Genomic DNA, 18,821 nt, shown 5'->3' with positions numbered 1-18,821 from the left:
CCCCACGGGGACTCCAGTTATCCCTCACCCCTACCCTCTCCCTTTTAAAGGGAGAGGAATAAGGTGAGGGTTTAGTCTTTGATGCTGCCCTCGAGGGGGGAGAAAAAAGGAGGGGGTGTAAGGTTGCGCACAAAAAATGCTCGCAATGACGAACGAGGATGAGGTTGCCCCACGGGGACTCCAGTTATCCCTCACCCCTACCCTCTCCCTTTTAAAGGGAGAGGAATAAGGTGAGGGTTTAGTCTTTGATGCTGCCCTCGAGGGGGGAGAAAAAAGGAGGGGGTGTACTAATCACTGATAACCGTTATCTTTTTAACTGAGCTCTGGCCGTTCCCTGCATCTAGTCGGACAAAGTAAACGCCAGACATAAGCCCTTTGGTGGACCAGGTATATTTGCTATTTACCACGTTTACCCGCTCAATGACCGCGCCATTTATGTCAAAAATAGAAAGCATTGGTCTTTTACCAAGAGCCGCCGGACATTCAATCAGGGCATTACCCCGGACAGGATTAGGATGGATATTGAATTCTAATTGCCGGCTCGCCGACTTATGTTCCTCGATCTTATGATCTTCGACCAATCTTAATATTGAGATGTCATCCATATAAGTCGAATCGATACCGGGTGGCCCGCCGCTGTATCCCCAAATCCTCAACGCGACCATGATCTTACCGCTGGGCAAATAAGAAGTAACATCAAACCTCTGCCACGTGCTCTGTACCCAGACAATATCTTCATCATAACTGGCGTCGTCATAAATGAAATCAAACGCCTGGATCTGAACTTCGGGCTGGCGGCTCCAGAACGATATGTTCACTATGCTGTCGGTCAAAACCGGCGTGATGTCCTGCCGGATCCAGTAATTCCCGACGTCAGCGGCGCAATACTGGCCAGTATGAGAATCGATATCAGTTACCTGCCACATCGGACTCTGCCAGGGCGGCAAACTGCCGGTCTCGAAACCCGGGTTCACCAGCTGTTCTAGGGTATCGGCCAGGAGTGTAAACGGCGATCTATCATTGATGTTGATGATATTTATCAGACCAGATCCCGGATCTTTTTCCATAATAAAATTGCCGCTGCGGCACAATTGGCCCGCGTTGATAAGCCCGGACATCAGCATGACGATACTTAATACGCAGAATAATGGTTTCATCGCTGCTCCTTTATTATATTATTAAGGGATTATATAATACTATTTTCTGATTGTCAAGAGGCTGGCAGCCTTTCCAGAATATTCCACCGCCCCTTACTGGAAGACTAGTTATTATCCCCCCCACCCTTGCCCTCCTCCTAACAGGGACACCAGTTATCCCTCACCCCTACCCTCTCCCTTTTAAAGGGAGAGGAATAAGGTGAGGGTTTAGTCTTTGATGCTGCCCTCGAGGGGGGAGAAAAAAGGAGGGGTGTATTGTTGCCATCATTGGAAGGGAACTGTCATTGCTATGTCACAACGGCGTGGCAAGCGCTCCTATTTATTACTTATTTTGCATTGACATTCCCACAAATGATATTATACTTATACTTACGATACATCGGAGGAACAATGAAAAGATACTTAATGTGTGCTGGTTTGTTCTTGTTGGTCTGCTCTTTTTCATATGCTGATCAAGCCCTGGATGAAACCGGGACGCTCAGAAAATTCGGCGCGCTTTACCAGAACCCGCGCGCTATTCCGTGGCTGATCGAATGCCCGCCCGCCGCGGCGAACCCGTCATCAAGGCAGTACGTGAACCACCGTGCCAACATGCCGCCCGTCGGCAACCAGGGCAGCCAGGGATCCTGTGTCGCTTGGGCAAATGCGTATTACTACAAATCATACCAGGAATGGCTGGAACATGGTTGGACCTACGCCGATGCCCATCACCGGTTCAGCCCGGCATTCATGTACAACCTTATCAACGGCGGCGTAGATGGCGGTTCTTATGCCAGTGATGCGATGCTCGTTCTCCTCAACCACGGCTGCGCTAACCTTGCCGAAATGCCCTATAACCAGGGGAATTGCACGATCTGGCCTTCCGACTCGGCATATTACAACGCCATGCCATACCGTTGCGATGCTGGATACTGGATTGATGTATCAAGCGACCTGGGCATTGCTACGCTGAAACAGCACCTTGAAACCAGCGACAACGCGGTATTATATATTTATTGCTGGGATAATTTCCTGTATATAGGAAATTTTCACAACACCTACTGCGTCAGCGACGTGTACGGTTCGAACCACGGCGGGCACGGCGTGTGCATCGTGGGCTATGACGATACGCTGACGACCAGTGACGGCACCGGCGCCTTTATCGTGGCGAACTCGTGGGGAACGGGCTGGGGCGACCAGGGTTATTTCTGGATGTCATACCAAGCCGTGAAGAGCAGCGTCACATCGCAGCTGTGGGTGAATTACCTCGCGGACAAGATAAATTATTCCCCGACACTCGAGGTCCGGTTTAGACCAACCCATACGAAAAGAGAGTACGTTTATTTTACGGTGCAGACGTCGTCATACAATAACCAATTTTTTCATTTCTACATTGTTCCCGGGGCCGCTCATTCATTTCCGCCGAATAATATTGTTCTTGATATCACCGAAGCCGCGGGTAATTTCACGCCCAATGACAAGAATTTCATTTATTTTAGCGCTTATGATCGGCTTTCTGATGGCGTGACCGGCACGATCGACTATTACGCCTCGTTGAATGATGAATGGGGTGTTTACTCGCGCAGCAGCCAAACTCCGATGTCGATCCCGGATTACGGGGCCGTAACGCTGACCCTCTGGCATCCGACCCAGAAACTGCACTGGCAGATGTTTCACCATGTGCCGGCCCATACCGGCGTGACTACTTTAGACGGCGACATCGATACCGTCTATGCCTACTGGCTGTACGGTGCCGGAAGACCGGTCTATTCCTCGCCCGTTCTTGGCGATGTGGACAACGACAACAAGATCGAGGTCGTGGTCGGCAGCAATGACAGCAGCGTTTACGCCCTGAACGGTGAAAATGGATCGCAGCGCTGGTTCTATCATGCTGGCGGCGCGATCGCGGCCGCGCCCTGCCTAGGCGAGATCGACCAGGATACATTGCTGGAAGTCGTGGCCGGTTCTCTGGATGGCAAAATTTACGCGCTCAACGGCGAGAACGGTTCTTTTCTCTGGTCTTACACCGCGGCGGGCAGTATTCGGTCTTCTCCCTGCTTGAGCGACGTTGATGGCGATGGCCTGCTCGAGATCGTCTTCGGTTCCGACGACAACAGCATTTACGCGCTCAACGGCGAGAACGGATCTCTCAGATGGTCCCGTGCCACGGGTGGCGATGTTGTTTCATCGCCTGCCTGCGCCGATATCAATATCGATGGCGTTAACGAGATCGTTGCGGGCTCAAGCGATAACCGGATCTACGCGCTGAATGGTAAAACCGGCGATACGCTGTGGACGCGCGCCACCAGCGGCAGCGTCGTCTCATCGCCCTGCATTGCCGATGTCGACTTAGACACTTTTCCGGAAATAATATTCGGTTCCGCGGATGGCTACGTATATGCCCTCAATGGTGAAGATGGATCATTGCGATGGTTATATCATACCGGCGCAGGGATATCTTCATCACCATGCGCGGGCGATATCGACGGCGACAACCTGCCGGAAGTGGCGGTTGGCTGCAGCGATCACAGCGTTTACGCGCTCAATGGCGGGAATGGCTCACTTTTGTGGTCGCGGCCGCTCGGCGACAGCGTAGTTTCGTCACCCTGTCTTGGCGACATTGACGGCGACAACCAGCCCGAGGTCATCATCGGTTCAAAAGACCATTACGTTTACGCGCTCAACGGCGGGGACGGTTCTGTGCTATGGTCCTATCAGACCGGGGGCGCAGTATCTTCATCGCCATGCCTTGGCGATATTGACAACGACAACCTGGTGGAGATCGTGGTCGGCTCAGGTGATGGAATTATCTACGCGCTCAGCGGGGACCCGACTGGAACAGCGGAATCTGGCAGAAAGGGCACCATGGCGCTTGACACCGGATCGTGCCTCTTCCCTAATCGGCCGAACCCGTTCAGCACGAGCACAGTCATCAGTTATACGATCAGCAATGATTCCCGTGTAAGGCTTGTTTTGTTCGATATCACGGGCAAGAGGATCGCGACGCTCGTGGATGAACAGAAAAAAAGCGGTCGGTACCAGCATTACCTGTACCGCCGCAGTTTGTCCGGGAATTCGCTATCAGACGGCGTTTACTTTATTTGCCTGGAGGCCGGAAATAAAACTCAGGCGCAGAAGATGGTGGTAATAACAGGTCGTTAGGATCGTTTGTATCGTTAATAGCGTAAGAATCGTTTAGATCGATTATTTGATGATCACAACTTTCAGCATTTTTTCCATACGGCCAGCTGCATCAACGCTGATGAAATAGACACCTGAAGGCACGTCGCGACCATTCTGGTCTGTGCCGGACCAAACGACCGTAGACCGAAAACCGTAATCCGTAATCCGCGACGAAAGATCGACCACCATCCGGCCGGTAACATCATAGATCTTCAGGCCGTTGCGATCTGCAGCATTGGCCGCGCTTGTATTCAAGTAAATGGTCATTTCCCGTTTTGCGGGATTCGGGAAAACACTCAAGAAAGGTTTTCCTCCGGCAGCAGAGCCCTCGGTGATATCCGTCGGATCGTGGATGAACAGCGTGAAATAAGCGTACGCTTCGTATGCTCCGCCGTTGCCGTTGAAATACACGGTGAACCCAACCGTAGTATCGCCCGGATTGGACGCGACCTGCACATGATATGGATCCGCAGCATTGTTTCCGGCAGCGCCCACATTCAGGTCGCCAAAACCAGCCGTGCTGTCAATAAGCGAAACACATGTTGAACTCTCGCGCAGCGTGCCAGTAACGCCGGACACCAGCGTGTCCCCGTCATTTCTGATCACCAGGGCGATATCGATAACCTCATTGGGCTCGATGATACCGTTATTATTGCCGCCGGCAGAATCGCGGTACGCATAGCTGATCATATGCAGCCATGGTGAATACTGGCTCACGGGCGGTTTGGTCGTGATCAGTAATACCCGGCCGCTGGTTATGGGCGCGGCGTTTTGATCGTAGACTGAGTTATAAACGTACTCAACTCCTCGCGATTCAGTCTCGTCCTCGATGCCGGTCGTGTTGCTTTGCCCATATGAAATCTGTTGATATTGGAACAGCATCTCGCCGTCACCGGTTGGCGTCGGATAATACTGCGGATCGAGTAGAATGATCTGGAAAGTTTCCCAGGGATGACCAGAAATCTGGACCGCGACCTGGTAGAATTCGACGATCCAGCGGTGATTCGCTGAATCGTAATAACGGTAGATATCGCCGTGCCCCATCTGCATCGAACCCGGATTCAAGTCGTCCCAGTATGGCGCAGCGTATCTTTTTGCCTTACCGGCCATGGGGATCGGATCATTGGCATAGCTCATGCTCGTAGCGCCACCCAACTCCAGAAATCCGTTCGTACATGCACCGATCGTGTTATAGTTGATGCCATAGTACTTGAAAGAAAACGGCAGAGACAGGGTCACCGTGTCGTCATCCATATTGGTTATTTCCGATATAATCGTGCCTGATCCGCCGGCCGGCGGCGCGATCTCGACCCAGTTGTAAACGGGCGCGTGACCGGTACTGGAATCCGTGTCATCATAGATATAATATCCGTAGGTATCAGGACCGGTTCCGCCGCCGCCGCTACCAATGCCGGTCGTGGATATTGAAAACCCGCTGTTCCAGGTATCGCCCGCTGCCGATCTCATGAACAGTGAAAAGTTTATGGGATGAGCATAAGTATTTGCAGATACGTCAAAAACGAACGGATTAAGGCCGGCCGTTGCGAAGCCCGGCGGAAAATCGCCAAACTGCACGATACTGTCCGTGACATAGACAAGAGTATCCGCGCTTCGGAGAAAACCGGTTACATCCTGAACCGCGGCTGATCCGAAATTCTTAACCGTCGCCCATAAGCGTATCGTCTCACCCGGATTGACAATGCCGTTGCCATTGCCCAGCGAATCGTTGATCACACTCCCGGTGTATGACAAGTAAGCATCGCCGGTTGTGATCGCGACCTCGCCTTCGTACGGATAAAGGTTCCTGCCCGTGACCGTCACGTCCATGATACCGGGCATGGGAACGTTGAAATAAAAAACAATATTCCCGCTGGCGTTCGTGTAGCCGGTCAGGTAGACCAGCGTATCGAAATGCAGGCACACGAAAGCCGACTCGACAGGCGCCCCCACGTACGTGACCGCGACCTGCAAGGTCTCAGGCACGCCCGCATTAACCGCTGATTCGTGGCTGACCACGATCGTTTTGGGCTTGGCCGTCCAGATGTTCATCTCCGGATCGCCGACGGTCGTGAACCCGTAATATTCATCCAGCCCGCCGCTGGACGGATACATCTGGTAGACCTTGATGCGTCCCTGCTCGCACGCCTGGCCAAAGGTCCGGTACCGGTATTGGAATATGCCGTCGAAGAAACCCCGCGTGACCGCGCTCCGCAAATAAGCGATATTGATGTCGCTCGTGGATGTCGCGAAATAGCCCGATGCGCCTCTCAGGGTCGTAGGCGTGCCGGTCAGAAACCAGCGTTCAGCCGCGGCCGGGGTTGAACCCGTGCCCAGCGTATTGCAGGTCCCTGAGATAACGATCGGCAGTTTATTGCCGTTCGCAAGGTTGTCCACGTTCACGTTGAAAGGCGGGTACCAGTTGTTCGTGCCGTTTCCCCGGTACACGACAAAATCCCGGCCGCTGTTCGCCCTGTTTATGACTGTTGCGGCGTTATCGCCGTGGCCCGCGAACAGCGTGTCTATCAGGACATATCCGTTTGCCACCATGTAAGCGGCAAAATACTGGCAATCCAGTCGGTAAGTGACGGAATCGCTGTCCTGATAATCGTTCGCGATCAGACATGCTTTCCGAGACCAGAGCGAATCCGAGACATCGGGCGTGCGCTCGTACTTCAGCATCTTGGCGACCACGGTCTGCGCTTCGGTCGTGTTATGGACGGTCAGGCGGCCCGACAATATCTCGTTATAGATATCAGCATCCATATTCGTATAGTAATTGTCGGTGTAAACGTAACTTATTTGGGGAAATGGGATAAAATTGGGCGCGCCCACGAAGAGAATAAATTCCGGCGGTATTTGCCAGTTGTTATAAGCATTGACGATATAATTCCTGATCTCGACCGCGCTCGAGCCGGTCTCCGAGAGCTTGGCGACACGCGTGCGCATTCCCTTCTTGTGCTTCCACTCGGCGAAAGGCACGATCGCGTCATAAAAATTGTCGTGCGTGATTATCAAATATCTCGCGCCGGTCTCCTGGGCAAAAGCGAGCGCGGCGAAAACTGCCAAAAATAAAACCGGCATGCGTTTCATTAAAGGCCCCCTTATGGTATATAAATATAATAAGACTGAATAAGTTTAAACATATACAATGGTAAGTCAATAGGAGATTGTATTAGAAAAAAAGCGTATCCCACGGGGACACCAGTTATCCCTCACCCTACCCTCTCCCTTTTAAAGGGAGAGGAAAAAGGTGAGGGTTTAGTCTTTGATGCTGCCCTCGAGGGGGGAGGATAGAGGTCGGGGTGAAAGACCAGAGAAACCAGAAAGACTAATGTTTTTTCTGCAATTGGTATGGCACTTCGAGGTTATGCTGTTCAAGCAGCTCTTTATCGCCCAGAACATGTTCGGTCAGGCCGTCGGTGATGATCCGGCCCTGATCGATCAAGATAACGCGCTGGCAGGTCTCGAGGATCATATCCAGGTCGTGCGACGCGATGATCTTCGTCACTGTCAGGCGGTTCAAAAAGTCGATCAATCCGCGGCGGTGTTTGGGATCAAGGTTGCTCGTCGGTTCGTCCAGGGCGAGGATCTCCGCATCCATGGAAAGCACCGTGGCAATGGAAACGCGTTTTTTCTCTCCGAAACTCAAGTGATGGGACAAGCGTTTATCAGAACCAGCCATATCGACCTGCTCCAGCGCCCTTTCAACGCTATTTAACACGTGATCCCTGGTCATGCCCATGTTCAATGGCCCGTACGCGACATCTTCGAAGACCGTGGGCATGAAAAGCTGGTTATCCGGGTCCTGGAAGACCAGACCCACCTTGCTCCTTATCTTAGGCAAGTTTTCCTGTTTCATTTCAAGACCAAGTATCTTAACGCCAATCTGGTCTTTCTTGTCTGTTTGGTCTGTCTTGTCTTTCTGGTTCATGAGGATGCCGTTAAGATGGAGCAGGAGCGTTGACTTTCCCGCACCATTAGGACCGACGATACCCAAAGCCTCTCCCCTGCAGACGTGAAAACTGACTCCGCACAGTGCTTTTTTGCCGTCCGGATATGAAAATCCTAGATCGTTTATCTCGATAACCTTAGTATTATTATTCATATCGTCATCAAGTTAATAGCAACCTTAAGGAAACCAAAACGGCGCTGATCGACAACAAAAATACGAGATCAATACCCGATAGTTTAAGCCGATCCATGGTCTTGATCTCGCCATTGAAACCGCGGCTGCACATTGCCAGATAAACCGCCTCCCCCCTTTCATAGCTTCGCACGAACAGACTGCCAAGCATGTTGGCGAGTATCTTAAAGTGAAACCAACGCGATCCGCCGACGGTCCGGCTCAATTTTGCCTGCTGCATCATCTCCATTTCATCCTCAAACACGAAAGCATACCGGTACATGAATGACAAAACCATTACGATAAGTTTATGACAATGGAGTCTCTCAATGCCCTTGAGCAGATCCGTGAACCTGGTGCTGCTTGTGAGCAAGATCATGCAGAACGCGCATAAATAAGATTTTATGAAGACGTTCCACAAAACCATCAGACCATCATAGGTCACGGTCAGCTTCAAAACACCCAGTGAAAAACCGCCGATCACGTGCCCTTTTTTAAAAAAGGGAATAAACGCTGCGATCACGAGCACGAACGGGATCACGACCAAAGACCGTTTAAAAAGGAATAAAAGCGGGATACGGGATAATATGATCAAAAGCAAGATCATGCCGCCATAAGCGGCGAACAGCGAGTACGATCCGGAATCCGTAAATATAATGGAGATGATGAAAGCCATGAAAATAATGGTTTTGACCCGCGGGTCCCGGCGGTGCAGGATGCTTTTGAGGTCGGCGTGCTTGTCCAGGAAGCTATGATGCATTGTTGCTGCCCTTTTTATTCCTTTGCTTTGCTCCGAGTATCGCTGCCAGTCCGTATCCGATCCCGAATACCAGCAGCGTACCGAGCGCTCCGGCGATCGCGGTCGCAACTTTTTCATTTTTGATCCCGGGCATGATATAATCGCGTAGCGGCGAACGTACGGTGGGTTTCACATCCGCTTTCTCGATGAAGCCCTTGTCCCCGGCGACCTTTTCCAGACCGTCGGGTCGCGGCGAAGCGATGGGAGATATGATCAACGCCAGCAAGACGGCAGCCAGTAAAAATAGCAAAAAGAATCTTTTATCCGTTGTCTGCCTCCGCGGGTCTGGGATTCATGCCATAAAGCAGATCGGGCCGCGTCCTGAGAACGAAACCCACGATCAAAACCGTGATCACCGCTTCACCAAGGCCGATGAGCGCGTGGACGCCCGTCATCGCGGGCAGGGCGATGGCGATCGGTGATGTTCCGGATATCGCAAGCTCCAAGGCACAGGCGGCCGAGGCAAGCACGACCGATAACCAGGCAGCGACCGCTACGGCGGCCAGTAATCCCTGCTTGCCAATAATCATAAGCAGGAGTTTAAATACATAATAAGCCGCGATCGTGCCGATCAATCCCATGTTCAAAATATTAGCGCCCAGCGCGGTAAGACCGCCATCCTGAAAGACCAAACATTGAACGATCAGGACCACCGTAATGACGACCGCGCCGGCGTAAGGCCCGAGCAAAACCGCAGCCAGGACGCCGCCCAGCAGGTGTCCGGACGTCCCGGTCATCACGGGGAAATTAAGCATTTGCGCCGCAAAGATGAAAGCCGCCATCACGCCCATGAGCGGTATCAACCGGTCTTTGACGACACGCGTCGCCCTTTTAAGCGAGTATCCGATGCCCGCCAAAGAGACGATCCAGGCCGGTATCCAGGTCTGAGCGCTTAAAAAACCATCGGGAATATGCATATTAACACATCAAGGCACCTGCTTGCCGGTCGTGGTCATGGTCAGCTTGCCGAGTTTTATCCCCTTGGTGCCCAACAGCCGGTCGGCGATCCGCTTTACCTCAGTGCCCTTTCCCTTGATCGCCAGGATCTCCAGGCAGTTGTGCTGGTCAAGGTGGATATGCATGGTCGATATTATCTGTTTGTGGTGCTGGTGCTGCAATTCGGTCAGGCGCTCGGTCAGTTCCCTGACCTCATGGTTGTAGACGATGGTCACCGTGCCGATCGTCTCGGCGTTTGGGACCTGCCATTCCTGTTGGACCAACCGCTCCCGGATCAGATGGCGGATCGCTTCGGAGCGATTGGGCAAACCGAGTTCGCGGATCAGCGCGTCGAATTGAACGAGCAATTCCCGGCCCATAGAAACGCCGAACCTTATCGCGCCGGGTCTATTAACTCCATGCTTTCGTGCTACCTTTCTAGAAATCATAACACATATTATACAAAACGTGATACGTGTCAATAGAATACTTGGCAGCGCGGCTCGTTTAGCAAGATGATAAAAAGGTATTGATTTATTGTCCGCCTTTTATATTATATGGATATGTTATGGAAAAACACACGGACGCGGTTCATATCATTATTATTTCTCTTTTTGTTTAGCAGCGGTCTATTATTCGCTGGCTTTGACTTCGATAGCGAAGGCTCGGGCATCGAAGACATTAGCCTAGACACGTTGACCAGCAGCATCCTGCCTGACACGAGCCTCACCAGCATGGTCATCAACGCGGTCGAACAAGACGAGTGGCAGGCCATTATCGACAGCTGCCCGTCGCTGGTCAGTTCCAGCCGTTTGTCACTGCTTTTAGATTCCTTAAAATTCCACTACGCACCGATCTGCAGCCCACGTTTGTTGGATAAAGTCACAGCCGATTTCTGTAACGGCCTGGCAATGGTCCTTGCCCAATCAAATTTTCCTGAACCGTCCCTTTATTTCTTCGCCAAGTCGTGTTCAGTTTGTTATAAATACGATTATCCCGAAGGGATCATCGCCAACCTGATGAGTCAGGCGACCGTGCAAAACGCTCTGGGCAGAAAGCCGCCGGCGGTCGATAAGACCGTTGAAGCGCTTAAAGAAACAGTTGAGCTGGATTCAATGATAACACCCCAAGCTGAAAACCTGATCCCGCTCATGACCACTATAGGAGATCTATCTGAGATCACCGCCCGTTTGGACTCGATTTACGCGCACAGTGCGCAAAGCGGATCGCTTAGCGACCGCAACCTGGGCCGCGTGTATTTCCTTATCAGCTTCGCGTATGCCGAGCAGGAAAGTCTGGACCAGGCAGTCGCTGAAATAAATAAGTCGGTCGAATATCTTTCGCGAGCAAACTTGCCGTATGAAGAGGTCACGGCGCGGTTCACAAAAGCGAACATACTTATCCGGCGAGATCCGGCAAATCGCGTTATCCATGACGAGTTTGGCCGCATGCTTGTATATATGATCAAGAATAACATGCTTAACTATACCCATGGCGTCCTTGATGCCTGGGTAAACCTGCTAAAACAAGGGCAGGACACCAAAAAAGTAAAAGATGCCGGTATTGTCCAGATGATCATCGACGCGACCGACGGCATTGCCAGTCAGTTTCCGGATGACCGCGTCCAATTTATCGCGGATCTTACATATGTCCTGGCAACCGAGCAGCTGTTCGAACTTTCCCAGAGCCAGCGCCTTGAGTTGCTTGAGAAAACCCTGATTGACCTACCGGGGAAACCTTCGGTTTTCCGCTCAAAAGCGCTGATGCAGATCGCCCAGATCTATACTGATCGGAAAAAGCCGAACATCAGCGCTCAATATCTCGGGCAGGGACTGAAAAACGCCATGAATGACCATGACTGGCAAAATATCGAAACCTTTTACAAACTTATGATAGAAACCAAGGGTGGCAAAGCTATCGCCGATTCGATCGCCGGTAGCAACGGCGAATGGTCAAAAGCCGCATTGAAAACCATCAACCGGTCAGATTTGGAAAACGCACTGGAAAATTTTACGCGATTAGGTGACACGCTCGCGCAGGCGCGGGTCAATCTGGAACTCGGCCTGAACGAAAAATGGTCTGACAACCCCAGTACCCGGGAGGCTGAAGCCTATTTTTGGAAAGCCTATTTCCTTGCTCTGGCTGGCGGCGACACGTCCCTTGCTATGACCGCGCTTGACGCGGCGTTAGAAGATCCATACGAACCAGCCGGGTATTTTAAAGAATTCAAACCGGTCATTAACCGCACCGGTCTGCCTCCGTTGTTCACGATCAGGAATATACTGTTCACGGCGGACAGGCTCGCGAACGACGCGGAAGCTTATTATGAGGAAGCCAGTTCCATATTCGAAGGGTGCTGCGAGACCGCGGCCCTGCTCGAAGACCCGCATGGAGATGAGCTCGCCGGGATCAGGATAATGCTGGACTCTAACCTGGGCCGGTCCGGTATTCATGTCGCGGAAAGCGCGGAAAGCCTGCTAACACGGTCACGGTTCAATGGACTGCTGTCATACTTCGATGCGGTTTATAGGACAGGCGAGATGATCGGCGCTGATGACTGGAGCCTTAACTATTATTCGGAAATGAAGGGCTATGCCAACCTGGGCTGGGCTGATCTTGAACGCAGCCTGGCGAACCGCCAATACGAATTAGCCGTTAGCCGGTTAAAGCTTGCTCTTGGGCAAACGCAAGAGCCTAATAGACTGCCCGAATATTTTACAATTTTCAACCAGCTGGCAGCAGCGTACAACGAACTGCAGCGCAGAGACAGCCTGATCATCTCGTATAACGGATTCCAGGAAATATTCAAGGGCCGGACCTACCGCGGCATCACGGATAAACAAAAGCAGGAATTACATAACATCCTTACCCCCGCCTACGAATACAAAAAACCCGAACTTGCCGCCCTGATAAAATACGACTGCATCGGGTTTGGCGACCGCGCTTTCACCGTGACCGCCGGCGGAAAACTGGGCGCTGCGATATATGAAGACAGAATAGGCAAGCCGTTCCCAAAATACCTGATCAGCGGAAACCTCCTCATGCCCAGGATCGCGGTCAGGGCAAGGTTCAATTACCTCGAGGTCGTGCCAACAGGCTGGTCCATGACCGCAATTGACGAAATCGCCGGTTACGCAGGTCTATGGAAGAACTGGTTATCGCGCGATCAGGAACAAATCGGGCGCTGGACAATACTCGAAACGGCGCAGCGTATAGAGCTGGGCCAGTTCAATGCCGCGGAAAGCCTGCTCAGGCAGACTGATATGGAACCTCATACAATGAACGCCGGCCCCTGGACTGCCGCGGTCATATCCCTGCTGCGATCATCAGTAAATGAGTTTTCAGGCAAATACGATATGGCATTAAGCTGGCTGGATCAGGCCGCGAAAGCGGGTGGATTCAAAAACAACGAATATTTCACGGCTTGCGTGAACGGCAGCGCCGGCAATATTTATTATCTCCTGGGTGACTCAGTAAATGCTCGCGCCAGCTACTTAAAGGCCGCGGACGCAGTCGGAAATCACGAAGGACAACCAATGCTCGCGCGCAGGCTCATGATCTCGCTCGGCAACCTCGCCCTTTTCAAAGCGGTCGCGGGCAAAGACCGCGATAAAGATATAGATACTGCCCAGGTTCAAATCGCGCGCCAGAATTATGAGGCCGCCCTGCAGGTGGAACCGGAAAGGATCGACCCTGCGACCGAAGTTAGCGCGCACGTCAATCTTGCCGTCGCGTCTCAGCTCATGGGAAAGACGCGTGACGCGCAAGATGAGATCAGTACCGCGATTGATACGGCCAGCGTCTATGGTCTCTCCCTGCTTGAGGCATCGGCACGCGTCGTCAGTGGATACCTGGACGCCGGCGCCGGAGACCCGAGAACAGCGCAGCAGGAGTACGAATCCGCGATCAATACTTTTCGTGCCGCCGGTGACCGCTATTCGCTCGGCAACGCGCTGTGCCTGCTGGGTATCACGCACCGGCGCCTGAACGAACCGGAGCAGGCCCTGGCCTGTTTTAAAGAATCGATCGAGATCTTTGAATCGCTGCGCACCGGAGTGAATAGTGGCGATCTTGCCGCCTCGTTCACGGCCGCTAATATCGACCGCTACGCCGAAATCATTGACCTGCTGATGGAACTCGGTCGCGATACCGATGCCTTCGCTTATGTCGAGCAGAGCCAATCAAAGAACCTGCGTGACGCGTTCGATATCGATCGTATCTCGCCCAGCGATACTGCCCTGGCCGCGACACTTAGAAAAGCCGGTGACACGGAAAAGAAACTCTTTGAACAAGAAAAGCAGCTGGCCCTGGAACTCCGCCAAGAGCCTCAATTGCAGGATACTGAACGGATCATCAACATCTCATCGGTCATTGCCGGGACCAAGGCCGAGTTCCTTTCCCTGGAAAACAAGATCCGCCAGCTTAACCCGGACTACGAAGCCCTCATCAAAATAACCCCGGGCCAGCTCGCGAAAGTGCAGAAGCTCCTGCCCAAGGGAGCCGGGCTGGTTGAATACTACCCGGCAATAGATAACCTGTATATTTTTATGATCACGAAGGATGCTTTCAAAACCTGGTCGGTCGCGACAGAACGCGACAGTGTCTACGCGCTAGTCAGAAAATTCCGCGCCGTTATGGAGGAAGCATCGGTCATGACCGCTCAGGGCATCGCGCTCGATACGATCACCACGTGGCAGGACGACGGCACTGCCCATTATCGGGAGAGCGTCCTTCCCCTGAAAAAAGTCTGCATTGGTCTATATGATATCCTAATCGCTCCGGTGATCCAGGAATTAGCTGGTGTCAGCGATGTGATTATCATCCCCACGGGACTGCTGACCTACCTGCCGTTCCACGCGCTCGGCTACGAATCCAGCACGGGCTTCAGGTTCTTCATTGAAGACAAGAACGTTTCATACCTCTCCTCGGCCGAGCTCATTGATATTGCATCCGAAAATCAGAAGTCGGTTAAACCGACGTCCCTGCTCGGATTTGCCGACCCGGACGGCAGTCTGCCCTCAGCAGACAAAGAAGTGGAAATGATCAAACCGATCTTTCCGCGCTCCGCCGTGTTCACGAAAGGCGAGGCGACCGAGGAGCGCGCCGCCGCGCTGTCTGGACAGTACAACATCCTGCACTGTGCGACCCACGCCATCCTGAACGAGCGGGCTCCGGACGAATCCTATATCCTGCTTGCGCCCAGCGGCAAGGCGGACGGCCGCTGGGCAATGAACGAGATATTCGGTGTAGCCTGGGATAAGATGGACCTGGTCGTGTTGTCGGCATGCGAAACCGCCCTGGGCGAAAAGGACCCTGGCCGCGAAGTTTCGGCCTTGTCATACGCGTTCAGCGTTGCGGGATCGCCGTCGATCGTCGCGTCGCTGTGGCCGGTCTGCGACCCGTCAACCCAGGCTTTTATGCAGCGTTATTACAGGAATTTTAAGAAGAACAGCAAGACCGGCGCCCTGCGCGCTGCCCAGGTCTCGCTCCTTAAAGATCCCCGGTACGCGCACCCCTTTTTCTGGGCGCCCTTCGTCCTGCTCGGTGACTGGCGGTGATAAGGAAGGAAGATGTGAGGTTATGAGGATTGGAGGATATGAAAAAGCATGGGGGTAAGGGGATTTGTGGATAAAATTACGGAAGAGAAGCAGGGATTCGATAATTAAAAGATAGAGGAGATGAGTGGATGCGGGGCTGCATGGATGAAAAGAATTGGGGATAAGGGGATATGGGGTATCGGAGTATCAGGAGAAAAAGGATTTAACTCGTAAGAGTTTTATAAAAGCCTTACGGCTTAATTCCATAGCATTATAGCATCAGAAAATCAGATGGGAGCATATCCCGCAGGGACACCAGTTTAATTTTTTTTAAGTTGTAGCCGCAGGCTTTAGCCTGCGTAAAGATCTAATGAAATCTAAAGTAATTTCGCAACCTAAAGGTTGCGGCTACATTTTTTCCACCAGGTTTTGAACGATTATGGAGATTTTTATGCATTGACTTCAACTCCAGAAAACAATATAATAGTATTATATGGAGATAACGCACCGCGAACGCAGCAGCCTGTTTGCCGTGAACCTCGGACTGGGGACGAACATCCTGCTGGCAGCGCTGAAAGTTGCCACCGGTATAACCGGTCACAGCCCGGCGTTGCTGTCGGACGGCATCAACTCGACATCGGATGTCGCCTATTATGTTGTCGTCCGGATATTCATGATGCTGGCCCGCAAACCGGCGGACCATGAACATCCTTATGGCCACAGCCAGTTCGAAAGCATCGCTGCACTGGTCGTGGGCGCGTTCGTCATAACCACGGCGATGGCAATATTCTGGGACGCTACTAATAAAGTATATGACCTGTATGCCGGACAAAGCACTTCCAACGGCGCTTCAGCATGGGCTCTCGTCGTCGCGCTGTTCACCGTGGCGGTGAAGATCGTCATGGTTATAATCACGCGGCGGATCGGCCGCAAGACCAACAATCCCGCGGTCCTGGCGCTCGCCTATGACCATCGCAACGATATTTTCGCCGCTTCCGCGGCCAGCATCGGCATCTTCGTGGGTCGCATCGGATTACCATGGGTAGATCCACTGGCCGGAGCGATCGTGGCGCTGGTTATACTGCATACGGGGATCACGATCTTGCGCGCGTCTTCGCAGGACCTCATGGATACGGTCCCCGGAAAAGAATTGAACCAGCAGGTCATACAAATACTAAAACCGATCGCGGGTATAAAGGAAATCGAAGAAATACAGACGCACCGGTTCGGGCCTTACCTGGTGATAAACGTCACGATCGGAATTGAAGGTTCACTCAGCGTCAAAAAAGGAGACGCGATCGCAATGGAGGTTGAACGCGCATTGCATCAAGGGATCAATCTATTGAAACGGGTTTACGTGCACTACCATCCGGCAAGGGAAAAATAAAAACCCCTTCCCTGCCTACTTCCAAACCGAACAACCTATTCTTTTTTTAGGGAACTACGGACGTCGCCGGTGATAACCTGGCAGATCGTTTGCATATATTCCTTGCCCTGAATGGTGATTCGAGCGATGCTTAAAAGCGCATCATACTCAGTACCATCTTTTCGCCTTAACCGGGTTTGGAAATTTGTGACCGAACCCGTCTTTTCCAGGATCTGAACTAACGCCTGACGATCCTCGCTGTTAACATAGGTATCAGACAGGTTGACTTTTTTGAAACTTTCCAGGGTGTAACCAGCAATATCGAGCATCGCCCTGTTCGCGGTGATTACATGCCCATCAAGAGTTGCAATTCCGACACCAACCGGACTATGCTCAAACATGTGCCGGTAACGTTCCTCGCTCTCCTTCAGAGCCTGTTCGACGTTCTTGCGGTCCGAAATATCGAAAAAGGTCAGGATGATCTCTTCGATCTTTTTGGTTCCCATGTCAAATATCGGGTCGGCATTGATGATCAACCACCGTGTATCATCGGTGCCGGCGATTCGGACGCATCTCACCGCCTGTTCTACTGCTTTACCCGTGCGCAGGACGACGAACGACGGATGCTTGCTGCTCGGCAGGCTTTTTCCGTCTTTGTCTACGATCTTGAATATCGATTCCAGGTGCACGTCGTCCGTACATTCATTCACGCTGAGCATCCGGCAGCCCGGTTTATTGATATGGGTCACAAGGCCGTCCGCCGTATGGACGATGACGCCGGCATGAATGGTTTCGTATAAGATCCGGAACCGCTGTTCGCTTTCGCGCAGCTCTTTTTCCATCTTCCTTCCGCTCGTGATATCGCGGATGACCATGCCCAGCCCGTTCCCGACCTTGAAAGCTTTGATCGACAAGTATTTGTTCCCCAAATAGCTCGGTGTCTGGATCTCATGGCTGATCGGTTTTCCCGTTTCGATCACCCTCTTGTATTTTTCGTACCGGCCGGTCTCATACACATCATAGTTGATATCATATATGCTGGCGCCCAGCGCCTTCTCTTTTTTACCGCCGAACACGTCCAGCAGGTAGTCGTTCACATCGACCACGTTCAGGTCTGCGTCGAACAGTACTAAACCCTCGTTGGCCGATGCCATGAATGCCTTGAGCCTTTCATTTATCACCTGCAGCGAGCGCTCGACCTTCTTCCGCTCCGTGATATCGCGCACGACGGTCACCATGACCGGATCGCTGCCCTTGACCCCGTACCGGCGCGAGTTCGCCTCGACATATACCGTTCTGCCGTTCTTGCATCTTAACGCGTATTCCATGATGTGGACGTCCCGGCCCTGTTCTGAACGGAATGTGCCGGTCCTACCGACCTTCCGCACCTGGGATCTTATCGTGCCCAGGTTTTTATTGTCAAAGAGACTGAAATCGAATATGGTCCGCCCTTTCAATTCATCCGGAGTGTAACCTATCACCTCCTTGACTTTCCGGTTAATCTCAAGGATCTTACCGTTCTTGTCCGTAAAGGCGATGATATCATTGACATTCTGAAAAAGCAATTTCAATCCCTGATCCGAACTGAACATTAAACGCAGCGTTTCCGCCGCGCTCAATGCAGTTTTTTTCTTGATGGCTTTCCTGGTCTGCGTTCTCCGGCGGGGCACGCGAGCCGAGTACTTCCCTTTTTGTCGCTTGGTCCCTGGCTTTTTTATCTTCTTCATTTTCATAAAATTAT

11 protein-coding genes are annotated in these 18,821 nt (G+C 52.2%); 3 read left to right on the top strand and 8 right to left on the bottom strand.

From position 1 onward, the window contains the following. Positions 1 to 287: 287 nt before the first annotated feature. Positions 288 to 1,157: a T9SS type A sorting domain-containing protein gene (locus tag VF399_02675; GenBank protein HEX7319246.1), complete on the bottom strand. Its 870-nt coding sequence runs from the start codon at positions 1,155 to 1,157 to the stop codon at positions 288 to 290. 390 nt (positions 1,158 to 1,547) lie between these two features. Here VF399_02675 and VF399_02670 point away from each other — a divergent pair, with 390 nt between their 5' ends. Further along, complete coding sequence (locus tag VF399_02670; GenBank protein HEX7319245.1) at positions 1,548 to 4,298, top strand: PQQ-binding-like beta-propeller repeat protein; 2,751 nt, start codon at positions 1,548 to 1,550, stop codon at positions 4,296 to 4,298. 42 nt (positions 4,299 to 4,340) lie between these two features. On the opposite strand, the gene VF399_02665 is transcribed toward VF399_02670, so the two are convergent. The 6 genes from VF399_02665 to nikR all read right to left on the bottom strand — a co-directional run bounded on the left by VF399_02665 (position 4,341) and on the right by nikR (position 10,626). Then, positions 4,341 to 7,409, bottom strand: coding sequence for a C25 family cysteine peptidase (locus VF399_02665; GenBank protein HEX7319244.1), 3,069 nt, complete (start codon positions 7,407 to 7,409; stop codon positions 4,341 to 4,343). Positions 7,410 to 7,647: 238 nt separating this feature from the next. Beyond that, positions 7,648 to 8,424: an ATP-binding cassette domain-containing protein gene (locus VF399_02660; protein HEX7319243.1), complete on the bottom strand. Its 777-nt coding sequence runs from the start codon at positions 8,422 to 8,424 to the stop codon at positions 7,648 to 7,650. A 7-nt stretch (positions 8,425 to 8,431) separates the two neighbouring features. Next, a complete protein-coding gene (gene cbiQ, locus VF399_02655) occupies positions 8,432 to 9,202 on the bottom strand; it encodes a cobalt ECF transporter T component CbiQ (GenBank protein HEX7319242.1) in 771 nt (256 codons plus the stop codon). Then, positions 9,192 to 9,491 (bottom strand): PDGLE domain-containing protein, encoded by a 300-nt coding sequence (locus VF399_02650; GenBank protein HEX7319241.1) that lies wholly within the window; start codon positions 9,489 to 9,491, stop codon positions 9,192 to 9,194. Before VF399_02650 ends, cbiQ begins: the two co-directional genes overlap by 11 nt. 10 nt (positions 9,492 to 9,501) lie before the next feature. Next, positions 9,502 to 10,158, bottom strand: a complete 657-nt coding sequence (locus VF399_02645) for an energy-coupling factor ABC transporter permease (protein HEX7319240.1) — start codon at positions 10,156 to 10,158, stop codon at positions 9,502 to 9,504. A 9-nt stretch (positions 10,159 to 10,167) separates the two neighbouring features. Then, positions 10,168 to 10,626, bottom strand: coding sequence for a nickel-responsive transcriptional regulator NikR (gene nikR / locus VF399_02640; protein HEX7319239.1), 459 nt, complete (start codon positions 10,624 to 10,626; stop codon positions 10,168 to 10,170). 114 nt (positions 10,627 to 10,740) lie between these two features. On the opposite strand from nikR, the gene VF399_02635 reads away from it, so the two are divergent. Together VF399_02635 and VF399_02630 are read left to right on the top strand one after the other, a co-directional pair. Further along, a complete protein-coding gene (locus VF399_02635) occupies positions 10,741 to 15,735 on the top strand; it encodes a CHAT domain-containing protein (protein ID HEX7319238.1) in 4,995 nt (1,664 codons plus the stop codon). A gap of 472 nt (positions 15,736 to 16,207) precedes the next feature. Continuing rightward, positions 16,208 to 17,101, top strand: a complete 894-nt coding sequence (locus tag VF399_02630; GenBank protein ID HEX7319237.1) for a cation diffusion facilitator family transporter — start codon at positions 16,208 to 16,210, stop codon at positions 17,099 to 17,101. 35 nt (positions 17,102 to 17,136) lie between these two features. Here the strand turns inward: VF399_02630 and VF399_02625 are convergent, their stop codons facing one another. After that, a complete protein-coding gene (locus VF399_02625) occupies positions 17,137 to 18,813 on the bottom strand; it encodes a PAS domain S-box protein (GenBank protein HEX7319236.1) in 1,677 nt (558 codons plus the stop codon). Between the last annotated feature and the right edge of the window lie 8 nt (positions 18,814 to 18,821).

This window comes from bacterium (genome assembly GCA_036382775.1).
In the GTDB taxonomy this organism is placed as follows: domain Bacteria; phylum Hydrothermota; class Tepidihabitantia; order SM23-42; family JAOAFX01; genus DASVHD01.
Note: the sequence above shows the minus strand (reverse complement) of the source record. Positions and strands in the feature narration are given on the sequence as shown.

Bases quoted from the DNA above. Each gene is read 5' to 3' on its own strand.
- VF399_02660 (HEX7319243.1), bottom strand. From the start codon at position 8,424: ATGAATAATAATACTAAGGTTATCGAGATAAACGATCTAGGATTTTCA.
- VF399_02665 (HEX7319244.1), bottom strand. From the start codon at position 7,409: ATGAAACGCATGCCGGTTTTATTTTTGGCAGTTTTCGCCGCGCTCGCT.
- VF399_02625 (HEX7319236.1), bottom strand. From the start codon at position 18,813: ATGAAAATGAAGAAGATAAAAAAGCCAGGGACCAAGCGACAAAAAGGG.
- VF399_02635 (HEX7319238.1), top strand. From the start codon at position 10,741: ATGTTATGGAAAAACACACGGACGCGGTTCATATCATTATTATTTCTC.
- VF399_02645 (HEX7319240.1), bottom strand. From the start codon at position 10,158: ATGCATATTCCCGATGGTTTTTTAAGCGCTCAGACCTGGATACCGGCC.
- VF399_02670 (HEX7319245.1), top strand. From the start codon at position 1,548: ATGAAAAGATACTTAATGTGTGCTGGTTTGTTCTTGTTGGTCTGCTCT.
- VF399_02675 (HEX7319246.1), bottom strand. From the start codon at position 1,157: ATGAAACCATTATTCTGCGTATTAAGTATCGTCATGCTGATGTCCGGG.
- cbiQ (HEX7319242.1), bottom strand. From the start codon at position 9,202: ATGCATCATAGCTTCCTGGACAAGCACGCCGACCTCAAAAGCATCCTG.
- VF399_02630 (HEX7319237.1), top strand. From the start codon at position 16,208: ATGGAGATAACGCACCGCGAACGCAGCAGCCTGTTTGCCGTGAACCTC.
- nikR (HEX7319239.1), bottom strand. From the start codon at position 10,626: ATGATTTCTAGAAAGGTAGCACGAAAGCATGGAGTTAATAGACCCGGC.